22 protein-coding genes and 1 pseudogene are annotated in these 25,124 nt (G+C 46.6%); 12 read left to right on the forward strand and 11 right to left on the reverse strand.

Going from position 1 to position 25,124, the window contains the following annotated elements:
* Window position 1: 1 nt before the first annotated feature.
* The 7 genes from ebgA to ACFYU8_RS25450 form a co-directional block, all read right to left on the reverse strand.
* Window positions 2–3,106 (reverse strand): beta-galactosidase subunit alpha, encoded by a 3,105-nt coding sequence (gene ebgA, locus ACFYU8_RS25420; RefSeq protein WP_390305064.1) that lies wholly within the window; start codon window positions 3,104–3,106, stop codon window positions 2–4.
* 18 nt (window positions 3,107–3,124) lie between these two features.
* Window positions 3,125–4,123, reverse strand: coding sequence for an ROK family protein (locus tag ACFYU8_RS25425; RefSeq protein WP_390305067.1), 999 nt, complete (start codon window positions 4,121–4,123; stop codon window positions 3,125–3,127).
* Between the two features lie 26 nt (window positions 4,124–4,149).
* Window positions 4,150–5,094 carry a 1-phosphofructokinase gene (gene pfkB / locus ACFYU8_RS25430; protein ID WP_390305069.1) on the reverse strand — a complete coding sequence of 315 codons (945 nt, stop codon included), beginning with the start codon at window positions 5,092–5,094 and terminating at the stop codon, window positions 4,150–4,152.
* 1 nt (window position 5,095) lies between these two features.
* Window positions 5,096–6,187: a bifunctional phosphoglucose/phosphomannose isomerase gene (locus tag ACFYU8_RS25435; protein WP_390305072.1), complete on the reverse strand. Its 1,092-nt coding sequence runs from the start codon at window positions 6,185–6,187 to the stop codon at window positions 5,096–5,098.
* A 37-nt stretch (window positions 6,188–6,224) separates the two neighbouring features.
* Window positions 6,225–7,088 carry a class II fructose-bisphosphate aldolase gene (locus tag ACFYU8_RS25440; RefSeq protein ID WP_390305074.1) on the reverse strand — a complete coding sequence of 288 codons (864 nt, stop codon included), beginning with the start codon at window positions 7,086–7,088 and terminating at the stop codon, window positions 6,225–6,227.
* A gap of 24 nt (window positions 7,089–7,112) precedes the next feature.
* Window positions 7,113–7,892, reverse strand: coding sequence for a DeoR/GlpR family DNA-binding transcription regulator (locus tag ACFYU8_RS25445; RefSeq protein ID WP_390305076.1), 780 nt, complete (start codon window positions 7,890–7,892; stop codon window positions 7,113–7,115).
* Window positions 7,893–8,072: 180 nt separating this feature from the next.
* On the reverse strand, window positions 8,073–8,945 hold the full coding sequence (locus ACFYU8_RS25450) for a LysR family transcriptional regulator (protein ID WP_390305078.1): 873 nt from the start codon (window positions 8,943–8,945) through the stop codon (window positions 8,073–8,075).
* A gap of 148 nt (window positions 8,946–9,093) precedes the next feature.
* Between ACFYU8_RS25450 and ACFYU8_RS25455 the strand changes: the two genes are divergently transcribed.
* Window positions 9,094–9,684 carry a DJ-1/PfpI family protein gene (locus tag ACFYU8_RS25455; RefSeq protein ID WP_390305081.1) on the forward strand — a complete coding sequence of 197 codons (591 nt, stop codon included), beginning with the start codon at window positions 9,094–9,096 and terminating at the stop codon, window positions 9,682–9,684.
* Window positions 9,685–9,739: 55 nt separating this feature from the next.
* Here the strand turns inward: ACFYU8_RS25455 and ACFYU8_RS25460 are convergent, their stop codons facing one another.
* Window positions 9,740–11,083 carry an erythromycin esterase family protein gene (locus ACFYU8_RS25460; RefSeq protein WP_390305083.1) on the reverse strand — a complete coding sequence of 448 codons (1,344 nt, stop codon included), beginning with the start codon at window positions 11,081–11,083 and terminating at the stop codon, window positions 9,740–9,742.
* Window positions 11,084–11,341: 258 nt separating this feature from the next.
* Here ACFYU8_RS25460 and ACFYU8_RS25465 point away from each other — a divergent pair, with 258 nt between their 5' ends.
* Window positions 11,342–11,500: a hypothetical protein gene (locus ACFYU8_RS25465; RefSeq protein ID WP_390305086.1), complete on the forward strand. Its 159-nt coding sequence runs from the start codon at window positions 11,342–11,344 to the stop codon at window positions 11,498–11,500.
* 30 nt (window positions 11,501–11,530) lie between these two features.
* Here the strand turns inward: ACFYU8_RS25465 and ACFYU8_RS25470 are convergent.
* Window positions 11,531–11,725 (reverse strand): annotated as a pseudogene (locus ACFYU8_RS25470) (response regulator transcription factor); the annotation flags it as partial.
* A 344-nt stretch (window positions 11,726–12,069) separates the two neighbouring features.
* On the opposite strand from ACFYU8_RS25470, the gene ACFYU8_RS25475 reads away from it, so the two are divergent.
* From ACFYU8_RS25475 to ACFYU8_RS25520, 10 genes are all read left to right on the forward strand, one after another.
* Complete coding sequence (locus ACFYU8_RS25475) at window positions 12,070–13,974, forward strand: tetratricopeptide repeat protein (RefSeq protein WP_390305088.1); 1,905 nt, start codon at window positions 12,070–12,072, stop codon at window positions 13,972–13,974.
* A gap of 21 nt (window positions 13,975–13,995) precedes the next feature.
* Entirely contained in the window at window positions 13,996–14,631 is a 636-nt protein-coding gene (locus ACFYU8_RS25480) for a DUF1266 domain-containing protein (protein WP_390305090.1), read from the forward strand.
* Between the two features lie 119 nt (window positions 14,632–14,750).
* Window positions 14,751–15,638 carry a TIGR01777 family oxidoreductase gene (locus tag ACFYU8_RS25485; protein ID WP_390305093.1) on the forward strand — a complete coding sequence of 296 codons (888 nt, stop codon included), beginning with the start codon at window positions 14,751–14,753 and terminating at the stop codon, window positions 15,636–15,638.
* On the forward strand, window positions 15,635–16,495 hold the full coding sequence (locus ACFYU8_RS25490) for a helix-turn-helix domain-containing protein (RefSeq protein ID WP_390305095.1): 861 nt from the start codon (window positions 15,635–15,637) through the stop codon (window positions 16,493–16,495). Before ACFYU8_RS25485 ends, ACFYU8_RS25490 begins: the two co-directional genes overlap by 4 nt.
* A gap of 54 nt (window positions 16,496–16,549) precedes the next feature.
* Window positions 16,550–16,927 carry a VOC family protein gene (locus ACFYU8_RS25495; protein ID WP_390305098.1) on the forward strand — a complete coding sequence of 126 codons (378 nt, stop codon included), beginning with the start codon at window positions 16,550–16,552 and terminating at the stop codon, window positions 16,925–16,927.
* A 237-nt stretch (window positions 16,928–17,164) separates the two neighbouring features.
* The gene (locus tag ACFYU8_RS25500; RefSeq protein ID WP_390305100.1) at window positions 17,165–17,749 is read left to right on the forward strand and encodes a WD40/YVTN/BNR-like repeat-containing protein; all 585 of its coding nucleotides are present in this window, start codon (window positions 17,165–17,167) and stop codon (window positions 17,747–17,749) included.
* Between the two features lie 151 nt (window positions 17,750–17,900).
* On the forward strand, window positions 17,901–18,587 hold the full coding sequence (locus ACFYU8_RS25505; RefSeq protein ID WP_390305102.1) for a response regulator transcription factor: 687 nt from the start codon (window positions 17,901–17,903) through the stop codon (window positions 18,585–18,587).
* Window positions 18,588–18,610: 23 nt separating this feature from the next.
* A complete protein-coding gene (locus ACFYU8_RS25510) occupies window positions 18,611–19,930 on the forward strand; it encodes a sensor histidine kinase (RefSeq protein WP_390305104.1) in 1,320 nt (439 codons plus the stop codon).
* A gap of 207 nt (window positions 19,931–20,137) precedes the next feature.
* Window positions 20,138–20,677, forward strand: a complete 540-nt coding sequence (locus ACFYU8_RS25515; protein ID WP_390305106.1) for an RNA polymerase sigma factor — start codon at window positions 20,138–20,140, stop codon at window positions 20,675–20,677.
* Between the two features lie 67 nt (window positions 20,678–20,744).
* Window positions 20,745–22,280, forward strand: coding sequence for a YcdB/YcdC domain-containing protein (locus tag ACFYU8_RS25520; protein ID WP_390305108.1), 1,536 nt, complete (start codon window positions 20,745–20,747; stop codon window positions 22,278–22,280).
* A 68-nt stretch (window positions 22,281–22,348) separates the two neighbouring features.
* Here the strand turns inward: ACFYU8_RS25520 and ACFYU8_RS25525 are convergent, their stop codons facing one another.
* Together ACFYU8_RS25525 and ACFYU8_RS25530 are read right to left on the reverse strand one after the other, a co-directional pair.
* Window positions 22,349–23,464 (reverse strand): hypothetical protein, encoded by a 1,116-nt coding sequence (locus tag ACFYU8_RS25525; protein WP_390305111.1) that lies wholly within the window; start codon window positions 23,462–23,464, stop codon window positions 22,349–22,351.
* Between the two features lie 131 nt (window positions 23,465–23,595).
* Window positions 23,596–25,071 (reverse strand): RtcB family protein, encoded by a 1,476-nt coding sequence (locus ACFYU8_RS25530; RefSeq protein ID WP_390305113.1) that lies wholly within the window; start codon window positions 25,069–25,071, stop codon window positions 23,596–23,598.
* Window positions 25,072–25,124: the final 53 nt, after the last annotated feature.

Here is a 25,124-nt window from a genome sequence, read left to right on the forward strand (position 1 = left end):
GTTAGTCACACAAATTCCGCTTATACAACTGAACCGGAGAAATCGTATCCTTCGAAAAAGGTGTTAACCTCATCTGGAAGAAAAACTCCTCTGGACGCAAGGCATGCTGCTCCGATTGCTTAGGTCCGCAGCTATTGCTACCCAACCCGTTTTGTCGATAATCGAGATGCAGGGTGACATACTCTCTTTTTACGAGATCTGTCGTGTGCTTCGCTTGCTCCAGATCATCCGTATCATAGTGAAGTGCGCTAAATTCCAAGGTCGGTTGACCAATCGCGAAAAGTCCAATGCCTCGCTGATCTGTGATCGACATCCATTTGACGTCCGTGCGATTGCCATTTTCCTGCGGGAAAACGTACGGCGTGTACAGCTCATCCACGCTCGCGTGATACACCCCGATGCGATTGGCTTCCTTACTATCGATGTACGCCTCTCCCGGGCCACGACCGTACCACGAGACACGCTCCATGTCTTTGGCGACCAATAGCTTCAAGCCGATTCGTGGCAGCATGGCTGGCGGCGTGCCTTTTGGTGTGCCTTGTACATCTACCAGCACTTCGCCGTTTCCAAACACCGTGTACGTATAACGGCACGTGAACGCCCAATCGTATACAGGGGGAGCAATTCGCACGTCGCAAGTGATCACTGCCCGATCCTCGCTCTCCTGTCCAACAGATACGTGCTCAACCCGCGTTTGCAAACGATCCAGATACACCTTGCGCCACTCTTCGACTACATACATGTCATTGTCAATCGGCGCTCGCCAAAACGTAAGGCGCGGTCCTGCCACCAACAGTTCCTTGCCCGCAAATACCCAGCTTGCTGGCACACCGTTCACTTTGTCAAAAACAAATTGGAAGTCCGCTCCTGTAAAGGTCACGTCCGTTTTCGTTTCGGTTGTATCGACTTTGCCATATACGGGTTGATGGGGAGCTACCGTTACCTGTTGCGCAGCGGTCACTGGCAAGGCAAATTGTGCCCACGCCAACTCATGTCCAGCCTGCACCCAGCTCTCATCATGGGCAAGCACAAAGGAGAGCGTCATCCAGTAGTCGGTTCGAACCTGCACCTGCGCAGGCAAGGTATACGGAACCGCTACAATCGTGCGACTTCCTGCTGCTGTATGTGGCAGCGACAACGTTCCGCTCTGTAACACCTGTCCGTCTGCCGCTATACTCCAAACCATTCTCACATGATCAAGCGTGCGGAAATCATAACGGTTCACAATGGTAACGAGTCCGCTTTCCAAATCAGTCGCTTCGACGACAATCGGCTCAATCACTTTTTTGTATTCGAGCAGCCCTGGCGATGGCGTACGATCTGGACGAATCAGTCCATCGATGACGAAGTTGCCATTCGTCGGGTAGTCTCCGAAGTCTCCCCCGTAAGCAAAATACTCTCGCCCATCCGGCGTATATTGACGCAAGCCGTGGTCAATCCACTCCCATACAAAGCCACCCTGCAAGCGTGGATACTTGTCAAACACATTGGCATAGTCGCGCAACCCGCCAGGTCCATTTCCCATGGCATGCGCATATTCGCACATGATATGCGGCTTTTGCAGATGTTCATTTTCACCGTGCTGCATCATTTTTTCTATCGAGGAGTACATGGTGCTGAATACGTCGCATACCTCTGCTTCCCGATCTTCTTCATAATGAATGAGTCTGGTCGGGTCCGCTTGACGACACCATGCGGCCATCGCCCGGAAATTGCAGCCGAAGCCGGACTCGTTGCCAAGCGACCACATGATGATCGACGGATGATTTTTGTCCCGCTCCACCATGCGCTGCATGCGTTCTACGTAGGTCTGCTCCCACTCTGGATCGTCGCTCAGCTGACTGATATTGCCGGTCAACTGAAAGCCATGTGTCTCCAAGTCTGTTTCATCCATCACATACAGACCGTACTGGTCGCACAGATCATAAAAGCGTGGGTCGTTCGGGTAATGGGCGGTACGTACTGCGTTGATGTTGTAGCGCTTCATCATGAGGACATCTTCGCGCATCGTCTCAAATGGGACAGCTCGACCGAGGTCTGGATGGTGATCGTGTCGGTTTACCCCGTTCAGACGTATTGCCACGCCGTTGACGAAGAAGTTGTTCCCTTTTACTTCGATACGTCGGAAGCCAACGCGAATCGGGATGACCTCTGTCTTTTCACCTGTCTCATGCCCAATTGTTAGCAACAGATGATACAGGTTCGGCTCTTCCGCGGACCATTTTTGCGGCTCCTGCACAGGAAGCTCCAGCTCTACTACCGCCTCCTGTCCCGCCGTTAGCTGGCCAGCTCCTGCCCGAAGCGTAGATGCTACAGGCGAGAATGCTTGATCCAGTAGCTGTAATGTCACATGCACTCCGTCATAACTGGCTGCCGCACTATTTTCCACATGTACACGTACGCGTAGCACGCCATTGCGGAATTCATCATCCAATTCCGTCACGACAGCCACATCTCGCATATGCAGCTTCGGTCTCGCGATGAGGGAAACATCGCGGAAAATACCGCTCAAGTACCACATGTCCTGATCTTCGACGTACGTACCATCTGACCACTGGTACACCTGTACAGCCAGACGATTAGTGCCTTCCTGCAAAAGTTCAGTCACATCAAACTCGGATGGCAGACGACTTCCTTGGCTATAACCGACTTCTTTTCCGTTTAGCCACACATGAAAGGCGCTGTCCACCCCTTCAAATCGCAAAATCACCTGATGCTGCTGCCAGTCAGGCGATATCGTAAACTCTCGCAAATAGCAGCCTGTCGGGTTATCAGAAGGAACATGCGGCGGGTCGACAGGAAACGGATAGTACAAGTCCGTGTAATGCGGTTTGCCGTAGCCTTGTAGCTGCCAATGCCCCGGTACCTGAATCCGGCTCCAATCGGACGCGTCATAGTCGCTTGCAAAAAAATTCTCTGGAACAAGCTGCGGGGATTGCACATAAGCGAACTGCCAATGCCCATTCAACAATTGAAACCACGGAGTCGCGCCTCTCTCATACGTTAATGCTCCCGCTACTTCCGGGTAAGACAAAAAGTAAGCCCGCGCTGCCAAGCGATTTCGCTCCAGCAGCTGGTGATTCGCCCAGTCATACGGTTTGCTCATCTATGTACACTCCTTTGTTTACATTTTCACAGTCTTGCTTCCTTCGTTCATTGCGAGTAAGGCCAACGCACCAGCACCGAGAATACCTGCATCTGCCCCGAGCTCGGCCAAAACAATCCTCGTCTTTTCATGAACGACATCCATCGCATAGCGTCCCATGCTCGCTTGGACTGGCGCCAGCAGAAGCTCCCCGGCACGACAGACCCCTCCGCCAATTACCACCAGCTGTGGGTTACAGATGTTGATCAGCACGGAGAGGGCCCAGCCAATTACTTCGCACGCCTCGTTCCATGCCTCGATGGCTAACGGGTCACCTTTTCCGACCGCCGTCGCCACCTGCTCAGCCGTTATTTTTGCGATGTCACCATCACAGAGAGTAAACAGCTGCGATGCTTTTGCCCCCAACGGGTTGGCATTACGTTCTTTATCCAGTCGCTCACGAGCTACTCGCGCAATGCCTGTTGCAGATGCAACGGTCTCGACACAACCAATTTTGCCGCAATTGCATGGAGCAGTAAGCCCGGGGAAACGAACATGACCGATCTCCCCCGCAAATCCGTTACCACCGCGAACGAGCTTGCCCTCATTTATGATTCCTGCACCGACCCCCGTACCAAGGGGCACGAAAACGAGATGGCTAATACCGCGTCCTGCGCCGAATACGGCTTCACCGAGCGTAGCTGTCCGCAGATCATTGTCAAAAAACAGCGGTAGCTCAACCAGCTTCGCCAGAGGGGTTCGCAGATCTGCCTGATGCAAATGAAAGTTGGGCGAGTGCACAGAGATGCCGTTCTCCGCATCAAAAGGTCCGGGAAATCCGATTCCCACTGACTCTATGTGAACAAGCGACTTGGCCCGTAGCTCACCGATCATGGCTGCCATTCGCTCAAGAAGGAGCGGCAAATTGTTATGCACCTTGGTTTCTTTTGTAGCACGGATGAGAATACGGCCATTTTCGTCCATGACCGCCCCCTTCATCGTGGTACCCCCTACATCCAGTCCGATTACATGGCGCATGTGCTTCTCCCTTCCATGTGCTTCTATTACCCAAGCTGCTCTACGGGCATCGGTTGGCGCAACATTCTCTGAACATCTTCTGTCGTGACCATGCCAGCCCCAAACGACAGTGTATTTGCTGCGCCACATGCCATCCCGAGCTGAATCGCATCGGGCCAGTTTAGGTCGCGCATTCGCCCGACTAGAACACCAGCCAGCATGGAATCACCACAGCCAACCGTATTTTTGACTTCATTAGCTGGTAGCGAACTGGCTGCAATACGCCAGATCTGACTCCCGTCTCCAAACAACGCGCCTTCTTCCCCGAGTGAGAGAAGAACATGTCGCGCTCCGCGTACATGCAGCTCACGTACAGCCCTGCACCGCGCTTCTTCGCTATCCAACGAAAAGCCGAGGAGTGCTTCTGTCTCCGGTTGATTCGGCTTGATTAAGTAAGGTGCTTCACGTAAGGCTTCGAGCAGCGCTTGACCGCTCGTATCCAGCACACATTTCGCTCCTGTTTGGGCAACGGCTCTAATCAGAGTCGCGTAGGCATTTGCGGGCAATCCGGCAGGCAAGCTCCCGGAAAACACTACGAACTGTGCCGTACTTCCCAGCAATACCAACCGTTCCTGCAAAAGGTTCAACTCCTCTTCACCTAATGCAGGTCCCGGCTCCAACACTTCCGTCACTGTCTTTTCCTGCTCGTCGAGAAAGGCGAGGCACAAGCGGGACTCCCCATTGACTTCAATAAATGAGGTCGCGATCCCCTCGCGTACACAGCCTTCCGCGATAAACCTGCCGTTATGACCAGCAACAAAACCGCTTGCAACCACTTCCTGCCCTAACGTTTTGGCTACTCGTGCCACGTTGATGCCTTTTCCGCCCGGCAAGCTAAGTACATCCCGTGTCCGATGCAGTTCCCCTGCACGAAAATGAGAGAGGCGATACGTCTTGTCGATGGCCGCATTCAGCGTAACCGTTACGAGCATGCTATCTCACCTGCACACTAACGAGCGGCTGCCCCATTTTTTGTTTGAACAAATTGATCACATCTACAGGTGTCGGATCAACCCCACGAATCAAAGCTGCATACAACGACACGAAGTCTGCCAAGTACACGATGGAAAACAGTCGGGCCATTCTGGATACACCTTGCGAATGAACCACTCTCACTGCACCTGCTCGCTCACGCAAAATGTCTGCGCTAATCTCCACACGCTGTGTCGTCTTCTCGCTGTCCTCCTGATCACGGATAAGCGTAAAGTGAACGCCTTTCAATAGGGCAGCAGGTGAATCCCAGCCCACAGCTTCGTCGTGGTGCAGACTCGGTATCGCGTTCCAAAATGCCATCAGCTTGCTGTTTTCACCCAGCTGGTTTTTCCAGCGCCATGCAGGAGCGTCGAATAACGGCAGGGTTCCGTACACGACAGGGATTAGACCATCCATTTCCATTGCGATTTGTTTCGCTTCGTTTCGATTGATCGGGGAATCGGTCCCGTACGTATGCTTCAAGGTTTGGAACAGCGCGATCGTTTCCTCGACCTCAGCACGCTTGTCAGAAACCAACCCGAGCTTGGTCAAAATGGCGAGGATCGGCAGGAAAATGTACCCGAGCACAATACGCGGCATCATTCCACCAGGTACGACCAAGCAGGCATGACCGTTTTCACGTGCCATTTCCAATACTTTGCCGCCCGCTGTAATGACTACCACCTGTGCCCCTTTGGCGATCGACACTTCGTATCCGCTAACGACTTCCTCCGTATTACCTGAATGGCTGACAACGATAACGAGTGTTTCCGCATCTACAAAAGCCGGGATGGTGTAACCTTGATTCAACTGGAGGGGAACTTGCAGTTCATCAAACAAATACGACTTGATCAGATTGACGCTCGCAGCGGAGCCGCCCCCGGTTCCTAGAACCACAATATTTTTAATTTTAGCAGAAATATTTGACACATCTAAAGAATCAGATAATTTTAGACCTTCTTGAAACTGTTCATCATAGCTTTCCGTATCTTGCAGTGCCAAAATCGTATCCAGTTCACGCAATTTTTTCGCATCATCCAAATTGATACGCATGTAAAATCGTCCCTTTCTTCGCTATCTTCGTTTTTCGTTACCGTCCTACCGCCTTATCCATACAACCACACATCTCCATCTTGGCCAGTGCGACCTCTTTTACCGCTTGTTTCGCTCGTTTCATATAGATACGCGGATCGTTTTCCTGCGGATTATGGTCAAATACACCCTTGATCGCTTGCGAGAAAGCGATTCGCAGCTCTGTCGCTACGTTCATCTTCGCCATGCCGAGCTTGACGGCTCGCTTCACTTGCTCCTCGGGAATTCCTGAACCACCATGCAAGACAAGCGGTACAGAGACCCGTCGGGCAATCTCTTCAATACGAGCAAAATCGATGCGCGGTTCTCCCTTATAAATTCCGTGAGCCGTACCAATGGCGGGGGCCAACGTATCGACACCCGTCAACTCGATAAATCGTTCACACTCGGCTGGATCAGCGAGCGCAACATCTGCTTCGTCCACGACGAGATCGTCCTCGACGCCTCCTACCTTGCCCAGCTCTGCCTCCACATTGACGCCATGCTTTTGGGCCAATGCCACTACTCGTCGCGTCATCTCTGCATTTTCCGCAAAAGGATGCATCGACGCGTCGATCATGACCGATGTATAACCCGCTTCGATGCAACGCACGATCAATTCTTCCTCATGACAATGATCCAGATGCAGGGCGATCGGCACCCGGGCTTGCTGTGCTGCTACCCGGGCGATTGCCGCCACATATTCAGGTCCGAGATGCCGTACCGTTCCGACGGTCGTCTGCAAAATAAGCGGAGCGTTTGCTTCAGATGCCGCCTCCACTACCGCCTGGAGCATTTCCATCGTGTGTACGTTGAATGCCCCCACGCAATATCCTTGCGCCCTTGCCTCGCGGAGCATCTGTGTCGATGATACCAACGCCATATCTATTCCTCCTTTTCACTTGGCTCAGATGGACACGCCCTGCATGCTCGCCAGCTCCAGATTGATGCCCAGCTCCGCATACTTACTGGCAAAAGACTGCGCCGCCGCGTCCGTGATAATCCGATCGACATCCGAGAGACCAGCGAATTTGGCTAAATGCGTCTCCCCAAACTTGCTGTGATCAGCCAGCACGTACACCTTTCTTGCGCGTTCCATCATGACCTGATTGATTTGCGCTTCTGCCAGATTCAATGTCGTCAATCCGTTTTCCGGATGAACACCATCTGCACCGATAAAGCATTTGAAGACTGACAAGCCACGCAAATTTTCCGCCGCTACTGAACCAACGAGAGCAAACGATTTGTGGCGCATCTCCCCGCCGATCAAAATGACGTGATGCTTGCCTTGACTGTTCAGCTCCATTGCGATGTTGACCGCATTTGTGACGACAGTCAGATCATTCATCCCGCGCAGTAGCTTGGCGAGTTCCATCATCGTCGTCCCTGCTCCGAGGATGACCGTGTCTCCCGGCTGAATGTGGGACAGCGCCTGATAGGCAATCGCCTGCTTCTCTTCGCTTCTCTCTGCCAGCTTTTCTGTGAAGCTGCGCTCCAGAGGTAGGAAATTCGTAATCGTTGCTCCCCCGTGAATGCGCGTCAGCAGTCCATCGTTTTCGAGCTTGATCAAATCTTTGCGGATCGTTACTTCAGACACATCGAGCGCCAGGCTCAACTGGCTTACAGTTACGCTTTGCTCGAATTTCAACTGTTCCAGTATCTTGCTGTGCCGTTCGGCTGCCAGCATATCTCTCACTTCCTTACGATCAAAATATTATGGATTTCGTTTTGTTATGTTAACCTTTCGTTTACTTTCATTTTGATCTTATCATTGAAGAAAAACGAATGTCAAACAGCTTCTCGAATTTTCCGAAAATAAAACCAGCCTGCTTGGTTCTAGACCAAAACAGACTGGTTGGTTGCCTCATTACCCGATATCGCGACTTTCCAGCATGAAATCAATAAACTTCTTATGCGCCCGTGAGAGCCACTTGTTTTTATGGTAGGCAATTTGCGCATAGAACAACAGCTCTTCCTCGCACGCTATCATTTTCACCTTTTTCTCACGCAACAAGGCTTCCACGCTAATGTACGGCATCAAGCTCACGCCTAGCCCGTTCACGACACTCTGCTTGATCGCTTCCATACTGGAGAACTCCAAGTGGTGCTTCGGCTTGATCTCCCTTTTTTCCAAGAATCGTTGAAAAAAACGCCGCAGAGCACAGTGCTCTCCGCTGAAGATCATACATTCTTCGCCGGCATCCTCTATTTTTTTATAGGAATGATCGCGCCCCCCGATAAAAACAAGCCGTTCCGTAGAGAACTGCTCCACTACCAGATTCGGATCATCGAGCTTCGGCTCCAGCGTGATCACGATATCCAATAGACCGTCATGCAGCTTTTCCCGCAGGCGAATACAGTCATCCATCACAAATGAAATATTTACGCCCGGGTAGCTCGCTCTGTACTTGGACAATATGTCACCCAACCTATAGATCGTAAGCGTCTCCGAGGCTCCGATACGTAACTCACCTTGCAGTGATTGCTCATTCGCCGATATATCCTTGATCTTCGCATAGGAGGCCAGCAGCTCCTCGACATACGTGTACAGCTCGCGGCCATAGGCGGTCAACTGAATTTTCTTCCCCAGTCGATCAAACAGAGGGACACCCATTCCTTCTTCCAGCTGCTGAATATGGGATGTAATCGTTGCCTGGGAATATTGCAGTGCTTGCGCCGCCTTCGTAAAGCTGTTGAAATCAACGACTGCCTTAAAGGTTTGAAATTGGCGAATCTCCATGAGTCTCCCCCTTGCCCGCATGTTTATTATCAGAAATCCTGAAGTTACTCTTCAGAACTTTCATTTTTACTAATAACTAATGATAGCATATGATTCTTGGTAAGTACCGGTACGGCTTGAACGATTCGAATATAGGAGCTGATTTTCGATGAAAAAGGTGTGCTTGTTATTACCGAATGGCTTTGAAGCAGTAGAGGCTAGCGTATTTACAGATGTAATCGGCTGGAACAAGGAAGAGGGCGACGGAACAACGGAGCTGGTGACGGTGGGCACGCGCAAAGAGTTGAAATGCACGTGGAATTTTACTGTGATCCCCGAAATGGTGATCGACGATGCGAATGTAACCGACTTCGATGCACTGGCACTGCCTGGCGGTTTTGAGCAAGCAGGCTTTTATGAAGATGCTTATCGCGAAGACGTCCTTGCCTTCATTCGCGAATTTGAAAAGCAAGGCAAAGTGATTGCCTCCATCTGTGTCGGCGCACTTCCCCTCGGGAAAAGCGGGATTTTGCAAGGACGAAAAGCAACGACCTACAACCTGAACAACCAATTGCGGCAAAAGCAACTAGCTGCGATGGGTGCCAATGTCATCCCTGACCAATCCATCGTCATCGACAACAATATTATCACCTCGTACAACCCTTCGACCGCTTTTGATGTGGCATTCACCTTGCTGGAGTCGCTGACATCCCGCGAAAACACCGACAATGTGAAACGCTTGATGGGGTTTCTTGTATAATAAAACCGGCATTCTGCCCAGTGCTCTTGGGTAAATGCCGGTTTCTTTCTGCTATTTAACGAACAAGCTTGCCAGCGCTCACTGTGTCTATATGAATGAGAATATCAAATGTTTGCCCAAGCGCAGTTGTTACAAGGTTTGGTGTGTTTGGATTAGCAGAACCGCGTCCGTTCAAAAACGGCCGTTCTTCCTCTAACCATTTTTTGGTGAGACCTGTAGCAGTCCGTAAATCAACAAAGTATTGATCCTTTGAGACTTGATCCAGAGTGTGATTGGATGTTTTTGGATCACTCGATTCAATGGTAACTGGAACAATTTTATTTTCAACGTTATACGCGTTGAAATCGCCTTTCCCGAATGAAGTTCCAATCGTCACATATTTCTTACCATAATGGTCCAGTAAATGCTGACCGGCGAGCTTCGGGTATACATCCGGCACTATATTGCTCTTTGCGATGTGCCCATTGTGCCCCCATACGATTGTTTTTCCTAGCTGTTCATGAGCCCACTTCGCATTCTCAAACATCGCGATATCATGCCTCAAAAATACTTCTGATGGATTCTCCGAGAAGTTGAAATACATGCCAGTAAATTGCTCAATGACCTTGGCGTGTTGCTTGATCCTTGCGAACTCCTCGGATTGGCCGTTCAGACGCTTTTTGTTTTGTTCCAATATTTTCGTGATTTCTTTCGCTTGCTCATGATGTTTTTTCTGAATGGCCTCTGGCAAAGATGTATAGGTTTCCAGGTCCTTCGTAACTTCGGCAAGTTCCTTCATATTTTTATCCACACGGGGCAGCAGGTCAGGCTTATATTCTTTTATATACTGTCTGATCTCATCGTATACATTTTCGCTGACGTTTTGTACATCCATCCCGACCACTCGCAGTTTCTCTTCGTTCTCGGGATCGGCATTGTACTCACGCATCCATTCCAGCATGTCTACGATTTCTTGTGTTTGAAATAGGGGCATTAGATATTCACTCGGATTTCCTTCCCCTGTGAGAACGTAATGATCAAGTTCCAATGCGTTGCCCCAGTTTTCTTCTAATACAAGGGTGGTAAAGCCCATTTCCATGACGAGAAATTCAACAATCCGGTGTTTCATCGTAAAAATTTCACGACTGCCATGATTTGCCTCACCTAAACCTACAATTGAAGCAGAACCGATCATGTCGCGCAGCGGTTCAATATCTTCAAGATCAGTCCCAGGCTCAGCGCTATTCAAGAGAAAAGATTTCAGCTCTAACCATTCTTTTGGACTTAAATTTTTTGCCTTCTTCCCTTGTTGTTGTTCGCTGTCCGCCTCGGTTAATGGAGCTGCATACGTGGAATGGGCTCCTGTTAAGAGGAGACTACAAATCGATACCGCGGCGATGCTACTTTTGTAAAAGTTCATTTCTCTTTCCTCCTATTATCTTCGTTTGCCCAAAGTATGGCCCGAGCACTGCCTGTACAACAAGTAACGTTTTGTCATAAATTTCAAACGCCCTGTTACCAACGGTTTCTCCCTACCCCATATGACAATCTGTCATCAAAAAAAGCACCGGATCTTGAAGATCGGTACTTTTGAAATAGCATTTCCAATGTCATTGCTGCAATCGGGGATAAGAATAGGCCATCCATCGCACCCTACCTTCTAAAGGAGTGGTGAATCATGGATAATAAAAAGCGTTCCTCTGAGCACGATCCAACGATTGCGCCAAGTATGTACGGTCATGATCCATTAGAAAAAAAAGCGACAGAAGAAGAAGTGGAAAAAGGGGATTACACAGAGGTTACGCGGCTGTTCCTCGACCGGACACCAGAAGAGTAAAGACGGGATTTCTCCCGTCTTTTTTGTCGTCTAAATGATACCTTTGCTTCTCGCTAGCTCAACGACCTCTTCACGATTGTTAACACCGAGCTTCGAGTACAGATTGGAACAATAATTACGAACGGTTCCTTCCGATAAATACATCTTGGCAGCGATTGACTTGTAGCGCAGCCCTTCGGATAGATGCTGCAAAATCTCCATTTCACGTTTGGTAAGCCCATTCGGATCGGGCGGGCTGTACTTTTCTCCTATTGATACACTCGCTGTCATGTCCGAACTGCAAAAAACTTGGAACCGCCCAGATGCCCTAGAGTTCGCAAAAATCTATGCGGAAGTAATGCCAAACTACGGCCTGCTGATCGAAAGCTTCCAAAGAGCGTTTAAAGAAGGTCAGGCAGCGAAGTAACAACTAATCAAACAACCCTTACTAATGAAAGCGCGGATCTTCTTCTCGCATGAAAAGAAGGTCTGCGTTCTTTTTGTTTTTCCATGATAGTTAAAATTATCCTTTTTGGTTTATAATCATGAAACAGTAGATGAATCGCACGTAAAAAGGAGCCTGACTAGTTGTGAACATTTGGAGGATACTGGACATTGAGCCTACTGATGATATTTCGACCATTAAAAAAGCCTATGCGAAAAAGCTGAAGCTGCACCACCCGGAGGATGATCCCGATGGCTATCAGCAACTGAGAGAAGCATACGATCGGGCCATCAAAATGGCTAAGCAGCGCGAGAAAAAACAAAAGGCAGAAGTGACATTCACAGCCGATACAGAAGCTCCTATACAAACGGAAGAGGACACCCCCATTCTCACTGTTCAACATCGGCTATCCTTTCAACATATTGACGCCACACTTGATCGCAATGACCCGGTTGAAGAGATAGACACTTTTATGGAACAAGTAAAAGCTTTGTACGACGATTTCCCTTCTAGAATCAATCCGGAAAATTGGACAAAGCTGCTCCGTTCTGACTTAGTGTGGAATATACATCAGAACAGAATCGTAAGTGATCGTCTGTTTCACTTTCTGCACGAGCACCACCATTTGCCCAAAAGCGTGTGGTTAATACTAGAGGATGGCTTTCAATGGCGGGAGCTTATTCAAAAGCCTTTTTATATGGACAAGCACTCGAAAAAATTCTGCCAATACTATCTGAAACAGCTAGACGAGCCAGGATTGTGTTTTGACACTTTGCTCGCGGCGACTCATCTCGATCGTGATTTGTTCTTGTCTTACCGCGATGCAGCTTATCAAGCCTTGAAAGAAAATCAACTGGAGCAAGCAAGCCACTCACTTAACGCAGCTATTGCCTTATTTGCCGATGATCCCGAATTGCTTCGCCTTCAGGGAGAGTATTGCCAGCGCATCGGTGACACGGATGGTGCACTTGACGCTTATTCCCGTATCATCAGCATTCAGCCAGACGATATCGACAGCTACCTGGCTCGAGCCTACATCTGGTACAACAATCAACATTTCACCGAGGCTCAGAAGGAATGCGAGTACATCTTGTCTCAACTTCCAGACCATCCGGAAGCACTGAGCCTGCTCGGAAAGTGTCAGCTGAAGCAGGGTAATGCGGCTCAGGCAAAAGTCACATTTGAACAACTGCTTGCAGCTTGTCCGCACGATTACGAGGCGCTCATTTTGCTCACCCAGATTCGTGGAAACATGCTGAAACAAGTCAAGAAGCTGCCAGCCAAAGAACGAAAGCATGTCTTGCAGCAATTGACTTCGGAGCTGGGAGAACGGAAAGGCTTGAATAAACAAATAAAGCCAGCCATTCATTTTCAAGTAGCCATAGCTACGGTGGCCCTTGCTCTCATCATGCTTTTTCAATCTCTTCTATACAACGCATATGTAGATCATACGAAGTCCACTCCCATTTCTAATGTAGAGCTTCATCAGGATGGACTGGTCAACGTATCATCGCCAGAAGCTTTGGAGCAGATTGGACCCAATCAATTCGTTCAGGCCAAGTTAACGAATCTCCGTAGTCTGAAAATCTATCAGTATACGAAAACAGATAAAGACGGAAATAGCTACACGGCATACGAAAATTATTTGACGCTTAATGAAACTGGAGACATAGGAAAAATTACTCCTTCAGGCTACGTAGAAATCGGCTACTTGGGCGATACACCCATCCTCGTCATTACGAAGCATAGTACGATCGAGATTGAAAAAACCGGAATCTTAGAATTTGAAATGGGCCAGGTAATGGATATACCGCCTAAGGTACTGATGGACACAAAGAAAATGTTACAGGATTTGGAACTGACTTCTTTGTTCGATTTCAACAAGCTCAATCAGAATCAAATGGTTGAGGTAAAGTATTTGACGATCCCGACGATCCCGAGTCCGAGCCCGCCGTTGGAGATCTATTTCTATGGGCTGATTCTTTTGGTCTTGTGTCGTTTCTTCTTTGGTTCACTGTACAAGCTGTATATCATCACTCGATTCTATTAACAAGGAGTGAACTTTTCATACATGTTCACATTCAAGCGTAAAAAGGAAAAACAATTTCACTTCTTTACCCACAGTATGCATTCAGTTATTATGATCGGGGCAGATACGGTCTTCATCGAAACAAAAGATAACTTTAGCAAACGGGGAATAAGAGACGCAGCGAGTCAGAAAGAGAGACTATCGTGGATGCTTAAAGAAGGCGAGCGGAAAGAATTTGCCCGGCTTCACCATTTCTTATCAGCATTATCAGAATCAGGACGAGCGGAATATATCGACTCTCTGGAACCAGATCAGAATCGCCTCGGCAAGGCAAAGGTCGTTCATTACTATCTGAAAAGACTCCCTGCTGAAGGGATTGCCGCCTATGATTTTGCCTGGGCCTCGTACTTGAGTGGTACGAGATGGGAAAATGGCGGCTATATCAGAAAAGAGGAAGCACGACAGTTTAAACTACAGGCTGTGAGACAAGCGCAACAAGCCTATAACAGCTGGAGCGAGTTTATCACGGGATATATCGCCGGCTATCAATTTATGACTGCGCAAACATCGCTGGATCACCTACGCCAAAATGATTGGAATTTTTCACGCTCCTTTGTTTCCAAACACTGCATGCTATCGAAATCTAACTGGCATACCGACTTTTCAAATTTTAGCTAATAAATAAAAGCTCTTTCCATTTTGGGTGAAGAGACATGACGGATACATGCTGCCGCCACCTTGCATTATGTTACAATTATTGTAAAAAATACGCACACCGCAGGAAGCGAGTTGATCTTATGAAAAAGAAAGTCATCCTGGCTGGCGGCACTGGCTTTATCGGCAAGTATCTGGCAGACAAATTCAATCAACTTGGCTACGAAGTATTGATCATCGCAAGAACTTCCCCTCATATAACGTGGGATAATCACACAAAGATCGTGGAAGCTCTGGAAGATTCCGAGCTGCTCATCAATCTGGCGGGAAAATCCGTCAACTGTCGTTATCATGATAAGAACAAGCAAGAAATCCTGAGATCTCGAACAGAGACCACTCACATACTTGGCAATGCCATATCGGCCTGCAAAAACCCGCCTTCACTCTGGCTCAATTCCAGCACAGCCACCATCTATAGGCATGCGGAGGATCGTCCCATGACGGAAGCAACAGGGGAGATTGGAACAGGCTTTTCCGTCGATGTCGCCAAGCAATGGGAATCTGCCTTCTTTTCCTTTGATATGCCGCATACCAGACAAGTTGCCTTACGCATGGCAATCGTGCTGGGGGAAAACGGCGGGGTTATCGATCCATACAAAAATCTCGTTCGTTTTGGACTCGGGGGTGTACAAGGGTCTGGCAATCAGCGTTTTAGCTGGATTCATGTCGAAGATATCTTCCAGATCATTCTCTTTTTGAAAGAGCGAACGGACTTAAGCGGTGTATTCAATTGTTCTTCTCCATATCCCGTTACAAACCGTGAATTCATGCAGCATTTTCGCAACGTGATGAATCGAAGCTTCGGACTGCCTTCTCCCAAATGGATGCTGGAAATGGGAGCGATTATGATCGGAACGGAAACAGAGCTGGTGCTGAAAAGCCGCTGGGTCATTCCAGAAAGGCTTGAGCGCGAAGGATATCAGTTCCGCTTTTCCCACATCGATAAGACGTTGCAGGAAATCTTGAAATGACCGACAAGCCTTCCATGAACTATGTTCTCCACGCAAAAAGCAAGCAATTTTACTGGGAAGGGGATGGGCAGCTTTCCATTAAGACATTCCATAATGGAAGGGCGCATTACAAGACGAGTAAAGGTTTTTTTGCTGTGGAAGAGGGCAGGTATCTCTTGCTAAACGAAGGGGAGTATACCATTTCCATCGAGGAAGCTGAGGAAGTGGAATCGTTTTGTATTTTCTTCAGGCATGGTTTTGGCGAGGAGATTGTAAGCACGCTGGTGGATTCAACGGACCGACTTCTCAGTGATCCTTATAAGGAAAAGGCTTCGATCGGTTTTTTTGAAAAAACCTATCATACGAGCGATACACTTGCTTCTCAGTTAACGACTTTAAAAGAGAGTCTCACCTTCCTTGATCGGGACTCCATCGGTTATGAAGAACAATTTCACAAGATTATGCGGACCATATTGCTCGGACATTTCGATGTAAGAAAAGAAATGGACGCTTTGCACGCGCTTCGGCAATCGACGCGCGAAGAACTTTATCGAAGAATCAGTACCGCTCATGACTATATACGAGCTTTTTATGATCAACCAATCAGGCTCGAGGAGATCGCGCAGATTGCTTGTCTATCCCCCAACCATTTATTGCGAGCGTACGCCCAAGTATATGGCAAATCGCCTCACCAGCATATTTCGGAATACCGGATACAAAAAGCCAAACAACTGTTAGCCAAGCTGGAATTCAATATGACAGACATCACCTTTGCGCTTGGATTCAGTAACCCCGTATCCTTTAGCAAAATGTTTAAGCAGCATGTCGGCATTTCTCCTCTGCAATTCAGAAAAAAAGTGATTTTGGATAAGAACTAATCTTTTGATTCGTTTATGCTGATGAGGAGACGTGAACAAAAGGGGGATTTTATCATGAAAACAAACCTGATTCAAAAAGTAGGGCAAATCGGCATCCCTGTCAAAAACCTAGAAAAAGCCGTCCATTTTTACAAAGAGCAGCTTGGGCTCCCTCTTTTGTTTCAGACAGGTAATATGGCGTTCTTTGAATGTAACGGACTTCGCCTCATGTTGAGCCTACCGGAAAAAGAGCAGTTTGCACACGCCAGCTCCGTCATTTACTTTCAAGTGGATGACATTCAAGCTTCTTTTGAAGAATTAAAGAACAGAGACATTACCTTTATCGACGAGCCACACCTCGTAGCGAAAATGGGACAAACCGAAACGTGGATAACGTTCTTCAAAGACACAGAAGAAAATACGCTTGCGCTGGTGAGTGAAGTACAAGGATAGGTTGTTGAGAAAGTTGGTTTTGACTGACTTCAGGTCATATAGAGGTTGCTTGTTAGAAGACATACTATAACCGCCGATGTTTCCTTAGCGTGGGGAGCATCGGCTTTTTGTATACGTATATAAAACCGTTAAAATTCAATCGTGACAACACCTATTCTGGTTTAAGGTTCAATTAAGGTTACGGGGCTACAATGAATTTGTAAGTTAACTGCTTACAAAAAAAAGGAGGTTATGAAAATGAACAAATTGGTAAACTTGGCAACTAAGAAACGGGTAGGTATGGCACTCTGCAGTGTGGGTGCGCTGATGCTAGCCACAGCTACAGCTTTTGCCGCGAATACGCCACAAATTGGAACAGAAATTACTGCTCAGGTAAAAACGGAAGATGGAGTTAACCTTTATTCCACAGACAACGGAAAAACTTGGAATGAAACTACACCAGCTTCTACGGACCAAGCAATTAAAGTAACCAGCTTCAAAGATGGCGTCGCAACAGTCGAAGCTGCCGGTGACTTGAGTGATGCAGACAGCTCGAAGACCATCACAGTAAAAGATGTCATGGTAAAAACGGAAGACGGGGTTGATCTCTATTCCACAGACAACGGCAAAACCTGGAACGAATTTACACCGACTTCTACGGACCAGGCTTTTAAAGTCACCAGCTTCAAAGATGGCATCGCAACCATTGAAGCTGTGGAGAATGCTGATTTACACAATGCAGACAACTCGATGGATATCATGATAAAAATCGAAAATGGAGTTACGCTATATTCTACAGATGGAGGAAAAAGCTGGAACGATAAAGCACCCAACAAAAACTAAGACTCTATCTATGTATCGCAACCATAACACTTGCGAGTGTTATGGTTGCTTTATGGCATAATACTCAATATAAAAACCTATTAGCAGAAAATCGTTTTTGCATGCTATGTTTTCTTACAGCTTGATTACCTTACTGGTCGGAGTGCTGCGTATGAGAATTTTAATGGTGGAAGATGAAAAGCATATGGCGGAAGCAATCGAACAGGTTTTGAAAAAAAATCATTACAGTGTTGATTTGGCTTTTAATGGTGAGGACGGTTTGGATTGTGGACTTTCCGGTATATACGACATCATCATTCTCGATATCATGTTGCCAAAAATGAATGGCATAGCCGTGCTGAAAGAATTGCGCAAGAATGGTATAGATACCCCTGTTATCCTGTTAACTGCCAAAGGAGGAACCTCAGACAAAGTGACTGGTCTTGACAGCGGAGCCGATGATTACCTTGCCAAGCCTTTTCCAACAGAGGAATTGCTGGCACGTTTAAGGGCACTGGGACGCAGAAAAAGCGAGTTGATATGTGATAACGTCTTAAAATACGGCGATATCGAGTTAACCCCCCATACCCTTAACCTTCGTTGCAGAAAAAGCGATTTTAAATTAACCCTGAAAGAATGTCAGTTGCTGGAATTGTTGATTCACAGACGGAACGGCATTACTTCCAAAGACAGCATTATTGAAAAAATTTGGGGATATGATACCGATGCCGAGGACAACCATGTAGAAGTATATATCTCTTTTTTAAGAAAGAAATTAACCAGTTTAAAATCATGTGTGTCCATACAAACCAAGCGAGGCGTAGGGTATTATTTATCGTCCAAAGAAAGCGCAAAATAGATACGTAAGCGGGTGGTATAGCTTTGTTTAAACAATTGCGCAATAAATTCTTGATACTCAATATGTCGATCATATCAGCATTGATGATAACGGCATTTTTTATCATTTATCTCATTACTTACAACAACATTCAAAACGAAAATGTGAACAAACTGAACAGTTTATCTGTCAATTCGCCGACAATGGATGCTACTGTATCGAAAATGGGGGAAACTGTTCTTTCCTTGAATTATTCCATGTCTTTTCATATACAGGTTGACGCTCAGGGTGTGATTCAAAAGGTTAACTCTTTTATCGACATGGCAGATGAAACCTATAAACAAGCTGCGAATCTTGCGTGGCAAGAGAAAAAGAATAATTCCGTTATCAATCTGGATGGTAAAGACTGGATGTACAGGATTTACGAAGGTCATGTGATGGTAAGAATAGATGAAAACGGAAGGATGCAATATTCCAGAGACGGCGGGCAAACATGGACTGTGGACCATCCCAGTTCTATTGATCAGAAGAATGATCTTTATCAGATTGTGTTTTTGGATGTAACGGATGATAGCAAAACACTTACAGGCCTGCTCATAACGTTTGTTTCAGTGGGATTTATCATGCTGTTCGTCATTTACTTCATTAGTATGTATTTTGCAAACAGAGCCATCAAGCCTATCTCTATCTCATGGGACAAACAGAAGCAGTTTATAGCGGATGCCTCACATGAACTAAAAACTCCCTTGGCCATTATTTCAGCAAATTATGATGCATTGATGACAAACGAGGATGATACCATTAGAAGCCAGAAAAAATGGCTGGAATATATCCGAAATGAAACAACACGAATGACCAAGCTTGTAAATGAACTTTTATATTTGGCTAAGAATGATGAGGCGGAAGTGAAACTGCAATACTCTTCATTTGATTTAAGCCAAGCTGTGAAAAATGTTATTTTGTCAATGGAAGCCGTAGCTTTTGAGAAAGGTGTAAAAATTATTCAACATATAGAGCCTGATTTAACGATAAAAAGTGATAGGGATAAAATCAACCAGGTCATCACCATATTAGTGGATAATGCATGCAAATATACTGAACAAAACAGTTATATTGAAATAAGTTTGAAAAAGGTAAAAAAGCGTATCCTCTTTTCTATTAAAAACCGTTGCAAAGGCTTGTCCAAGCAAGATTTACCCAAGTTGTTTGACCGGTTTTATCGCACAGACACTGCACGTACGTATGAAAATGGCAATCATGGATTGGGCCTATCTATAGCAAAAACCATTTTGGAGAGGCTTGGTGGCAAGATTTACGCTGAAAGCGACGAGAGTGAAAGCGTCACCTTCATCTTTATCCTTTAACCAAACCCAATGTACCAAGGGCAATCGGTCGTTCCACCGCTTTGCTCTTCGTGGACTCGACAAAAATACATGTCGAGTTTTTTTACTTTAGTAGAGACTTTCTAGACAGCCCGCTATTTCACATTTTCCCAAAAAACCCGCGACCTTTTTCCAGTTTCTTACGACTAATAGGTGAGCAGTATATTTCGGGGTTTAGGGGGAGCCTTTTTGCATGATCTAGAGCAACAGATATTGTCCATCCATAAGCAGTACCATTTGGATATTTATCAGTTCCTTCTCTACTTTACTGGAAATCACACCGAAGCCGAGGACCTGACTCAAGAAGTTTTTATTCGTCTGTTAAAGGCTCTTCCCACCTATGACGGACGCTCTGAAATGAAGACATGGATCTTTTCCATTGCCAAATATACAGCGATAGACGCGTACCGCCGCAGAAAAATGTACGAGCTGTTACCGAGCGAATGGCTGAAAAGGCTCCATTCCAAGAATGGCATTCCAGAGAGCTCTTGGGAGAGCAAAGAAACGCAGCATGAATTGATGAATGCGATTAGAACGTTAAAACCAGCGTACCGTATGGCTGTTTATTTACGTGGAATCAAAGAATTCAGCATCAAAGAAACCGCAGAAATCCTCGGATGTACAGAATCCAAGGTGAAAACTGATTTTAGCCGTGGATTGCAGATCTTGCAGCAGAAGCTCAAGCCTCATTACTATCCGGGAGGGTTGCAAACTGAAAACGTTAAATGATAACGACAAAGAGCTTCTCGACCAACTAAAGGAGATGTCCCTTTCTGAACAGCCCAGGGAAGATTTCGTGACGTATCTGCAAAACGATTTGCAAAAAAGAGCACGAAAATTAAGGCAACAGCAAAAGTTGCTGGTGCTTTCTAAAGCAGGCGGAGTCGCAGCGGCCGCTTTTTTGGTCTTTGGACTTGCGAATATGCATGACTTGGGAGTGAAAAAGCCGCAAACCGTTTCTCTCCCACCAGCTGAAGTCGTTGAGCTGCCCAAAACCGAACAGCCGATATTGCCCAAGCATCCAGTAAGTAAGGAACCAACCGTACAAAAGACGAATCCTCCTGTAAAGACTGCTCCAAAAGAAACAAGCAAAGCTCGGACTGAGCAAGTCAACAAAAACAAAACCAATAGGGAACCGATCAGCCAAACTCCGACTGGAGAAAGCCAAATGAGACATCCAGTAAGTCCGCCAGTAATTCCACCAGTCAGGCCGCCTAATATTCCCGCTCCTGTTTGGACTCACTTTCAAAAAATCGCGGGCGGAAATGTAAACCAATACCAGGTTCATTCCTCTCTCTCCAATGAGAAAACAGGGCAGTATTATTTCACGAGGATGGTAAATGGTATTCCTTACTTGGACAGCGGCTATCTCGTGCAGGCTCAAGGAGAGAAAACGCAATCGTTGGCACTCAGCCGAAATAAACAATTGAATACGCAACTGTTTACTGACCCAGCTAAAGCCATTCCTATGGGACAGGCTCAACAAGCTTTTGCGGATTCAGTGGAGCTCGCTTATGTAGGAAATCAATCAAAGCTCGTCTATTTTCCCGGTTTATTCGGAAATATCAATGCCATAGACGGAACGGTTAGAAAAGAAGAGCAAAAGCAGCTCATTCCGATTACACCGCATGGGAAGCAATATGTACGTGATGAAAAAGAGGCTGCTGCATTCCTCTCCAAGGAGCTCCAACTCCCCATGAATGAATTGGCTTTTCAATATGATTCATCCAATAATAACGGCATACGACCGCAGAACATTACTGTTTATCAATGGTTTTCTGCCAATCGGCAGAAAAATGTTTCAATGGATGTGATCACCGATACAGGGCAAATCGTCAGCTATTATTTTCATGGAGCAGAAGGGAGCAGTAAAAAGACATCCGATCCGAAGCCGACAGAGGCTTATATTGAATCAGCCTCTCTCTTTTTACAGAAATTTCTCGATAAAAGCATTCAGCAATTACGTGTCAAAGACATCATCCGTAATTCATCTAGGTCTGTGATAACCATCCAATTCCAGGCTATGCACCATGACATCGCCATTATTGATCGTACCTTTGAGATTTCGATAGACCTCGAAACGGAGCAAGTGGTTAGCATGGATGGAGATTTGACTACAAGCACGGATACCTTACCAGAGCCTGTTAACGTCATTCTGCGAGAAACAGCCATCGAGCGTCTTTTGGAAGAGGATCCGCTGGAATTGGTGTACGCGAACAACCCCGGGCTATCAGGTGCAAATCAACCTCCACAATTGATTTATACGATCATTAAAAAAGAGACAACACGAACCGGGATTGATGCGAGATCAGGTAAAAAGGTGATATGGTAGAAACCCAACAAGAAGAAAGCCTCCGAATGCTCGGAGGCTCCTGTTTTAGTTTTAGTCATCTTCACCCTCTATCCTTCTGTTTCCAATACATGATAGTAATCTTTGAAATCAAATGTGGACTCTTCTACCGTAGCCTTTGCACCCACTATATTTCCATGGTCATCTACATAGATTTGGAAATGCTTCACATATTGACTGTCCTCAACTAAAGGAACGGCAAACCCGACTGTTGTGTCGTCTCCAGTATGACCACTCGTTCTTGCAATCCCAACAAAATCGTAGCCCTCACTATCCTTCATCATCTGCTGAATAAACTGAGCCGCCTTTACCTTTGCCACTTCTTTCGTGATTGGATTAAGGACCTTTTCTCTTTTTTCTTCGATGTAAAAATGGGTCAGCTCCCCTGCGATGTTATCAAAGGTAAAGGTCATATTTGGGGATTTGTAACGGATTTCATCCCGCTGCAGCCTCCACTTCTGGTCATCCTTTGAATTCGTTCTGTCATATCGCTCAATTTCATATTTCTCTTCCTTCAGTCTAGGAACAACTTCGAATAACCTTTTGACACCTTGCTGCACCTTTGGATTGACGTCGGATTCATTCAAACCGATATTCATGATATCAGTTGCGCTGTAAATTTCTCCATTACTGTCAACGATGATAGCGTAAAACAATCGTTCTCGAGTATTCTTGAACACAACTTGCTTCATATACCGTTTAACCTCGTGGTTCTTTCCCTGTTCATCCTCGTATTCAACCGTAACTGTTGGTTTTGTAACAACATAGAACTTTACTTTTTCGAATTTATCTTCCCAAGCCCCTTTTAAAAACTCCCCAGCTTTTTCTTTTGCCAATTCATCTGAAGGAGCTGTTGTTGATGGCTCTACATTGCTCGTATGTGTGAAGTTAATCAACTCTCCGTTGTCATTATCGATCTCTATCCACGCGTTTGGATAATTTTTGTTCTCGTCTTTCTGGAGATGAATGAAATACTTACTCTCCTTGAATGTAATTTCTGTTTGCTCGTATTCTTTTAATTGCGGCACCGAATCTAGCACTTCTTCATACGTTTCTTTCACATGATTCGGGAGTTTGGGTGTGTCCCCGTCTTTTGCCCAAACCGGTGTACTGGACAACATTGTCGCTGCAACTAGCACAGCCAAAGTCTTTTTCAATTTTCTCATAATATTCCCTCCGTAAATTTATTGGTAAATTCTTCCCTTTCATAAATTAGTCGTTACAGCTAGTAAAAAGGTCGCAACTTTTTTTAAAAAAACCTCCAAATCACTATAAAAGTGAATGTGGAGGTTCCTATCTAGCCTTTCACTGTAGCAATCGGCGCCACCTCAGCTACAATCTCAGCCATCCCATGATCGACATGCGACTGAATCACCGGTGTAATATCTTTATAGGCATACGGCGCCTCTTTTTTCAGTTCTTCTTCCCATTTCTTCAAAATATCGCTCCGTCCACGCAAGTCCGCCCGCTTCGGGTCAATTGGATTGATCACACGGAAGTTGGAAAGAAACTCGCGAAATCGATCATCGTCCACTTTCACAGCATCACCGCGAGAGAGCGCACGACCAGCGCCATGACTTGCGCTATACAAGCTGTCCCGATTGCCGAGACCCGCCAAAATAAAGCTGTGCGAGCCCATGGAACCGGGAATAAACACAGGTTCGCCCGTATACTGAAACGGCGTGCCCATCATTTGCTCGGCCGATTTCGCCGTACACGACCCTTTTCGATGCAAAAATCCGCCCACCTGCTCCAGCTGTTCTTCCCACAAATAATTATGAGGCGCATCGTACAACAGCTTGTGTTCAAAATCGCCCAACACATCGGACATCGATTTGTACATCATCAGGCCCAGCATCAATCGATTGGCAAATGCAAAGTTCGCCGCATTGTGCAGGAGACTCCAAAACATTTTCCACTGCGGTTCGAAACGTTCCGACAGCGGAAGTGGATACATGCCGTTATCCGGATGCTTCAGGGAAGTCGGGTACATCTTTTTCAGCATCTCTTTGATCCATGCACCACTGTTATAACCAATGGAAACGGAGCCGGTATGAATCATGAGGACGACTTGCCCCTCCTTTAGCCCCCACTGGCTGGCGATAGAGCCCTGGTGCACTTTTTTGACCACCTGAATCTCAAAAAAATGATTGCCTCCACCAAGTGAGCCGATTTGTGCATCTCGGGAAAGCTCGGCAGGACCGAGAAAGTCATCGAGGCCAATCGTCGATTCCGCGATAAACGACCCCATTTTATTGACATGGTTCAGATCCAGCTCCTGCTGCTTTTCGTTGTAATAACGCAAAATTCCCTCGCCATTCGCTTCCTTGTGGCTGTCCAGTATGCCAATCAGGCCTTCCTTGAACATTTTTTCGCGCATATGCCGCGTCATCGGAATATTGCGCCCCCCTTCGAAAAAAACATGGCGCACATTCCGCTCAATGGCATCCAGGTGTGTTCGAATTTGTTCCTCGCGCAAATCCGTGACATACAAACGCATCCCGCAGTTAATATCGTTGCCAATCGCTTGCGGCAGCACAAACCCGCGTGTAAACAGCGTTGTGCCTACAGGAATGCCGCTTCCTTTGTGAAAATCGGGCGTAATGGCTACCTCCAAAACCCCAGCATCGGGGTCATCAAAATAATCGGGTGAATGCTTTTGCAGCGTTGCAATCGTTTCATTCACCTCTAAAAGCCGATGAAGCTCCTCTACCGCATTGTTTTCTACTTTTACTTCCGGATTGATGAAATATTTAATCGGCGTGTTGCTCAATGTAAAACCACCTTTATTTTTATAGGAACATATGTTCTTTATTTGCTAATAGA

It is taken from the genome of Brevibacillus sp. NPDC003359 (assembly GCF_042878995.1).
Lineage (GTDB): Bacteria > Bacillota > Bacilli > Brevibacillales > Brevibacillaceae > Brevibacillus.

Coding starts and splice junctions, on each gene's coding strand:
- ACFYU8_RS25480 (WP_390305090.1), top strand. CDS start 13,996: ATGTTCACATTCAAGCGTAAAAAGGAAAAACAATTTCACTTCTTTACC.
- ACFYU8_RS25455 (WP_390305081.1), top strand. CDS start 9,094: ATGAAAAAGGTGTGCTTGTTATTACCGAATGGCTTTGAAGCAGTAGAG.
- ACFYU8_RS25425 (WP_390305067.1), bottom strand. CDS start 4,123: ATGCGCCATGTAATCGGACTGGATGTAGGGGGTACCACGATGAAGGGG.
- pfkB (WP_390305069.1), bottom strand. CDS start 5,094: ATGCTCGTAACGGTTACGCTGAATGCGGCCATCGACAAGACGTATCGC.
- ACFYU8_RS25490 (WP_390305095.1), top strand. CDS start 15,635: ATGACCGACAAGCCTTCCATGAACTATGTTCTCCACGCAAAAAGCAAG.
- ebgA (WP_390305064.1), bottom strand. CDS start 3,106: ATGAGCAAACCGTATGACTGGGCGAATCACCAGCTGCTGGAGCGAAAT.
- ACFYU8_RS25525 (WP_390305111.1), bottom strand. CDS start 23,464: ATGAGAAAATTGAAAAAGACTTTGGCTGTGCTAGTTGCAGCGACAATG.
- ACFYU8_RS25440 (WP_390305074.1), bottom strand. CDS start 7,088: ATGGCGTTGGTATCATCGACACAGATGCTCCGCGAGGCAAGGGCGCAA.
- ACFYU8_RS25445 (WP_390305076.1), bottom strand. CDS start 7,892: ATGCTGGCAGCCGAACGGCACAGCAAGATACTGGAACAGTTGAAATTC.
- ACFYU8_RS25465 (WP_390305086.1), top strand. CDS start 11,342: ATGGATAATAAAAAGCGTTCCTCTGAGCACGATCCAACGATTGCGCCA.
- ACFYU8_RS25500 (WP_390305100.1), top strand. CDS start 17,165: ATGAACAAATTGGTAAACTTGGCAACTAAGAAACGGGTAGGTATGGCA.
- ACFYU8_RS25485 (WP_390305093.1), top strand. CDS start 14,751: ATGAAAAAGAAAGTCATCCTGGCTGGCGGCACTGGCTTTATCGGCAAG.
- ACFYU8_RS25505 (WP_390305102.1), top strand. CDS start 17,901: ATGAGAATTTTAATGGTGGAAGATGAAAAGCATATGGCGGAAGCAATC.
- ACFYU8_RS25435 (WP_390305072.1), bottom strand. CDS start 6,187: ATGCGTATCAATTTGGATGATGCGAAAAAATTGCGTGAACTGGATACG.
- ACFYU8_RS25495 (WP_390305098.1), top strand. CDS start 16,550: ATGAAAACAAACCTGATTCAAAAAGTAGGGCAAATCGGCATCCCTGTC.
- ACFYU8_RS25450 (WP_390305078.1), bottom strand. CDS start 8,945: ATGGAGATTCGCCAATTTCAAACCTTTAAGGCAGTCGTTGATTTCAAC.
- ACFYU8_RS25460 (WP_390305083.1), bottom strand. CDS start 11,083: ATGAACTTTTACAAAAGTAGCATCGCCGCGGTATCGATTTGTAGTCTC.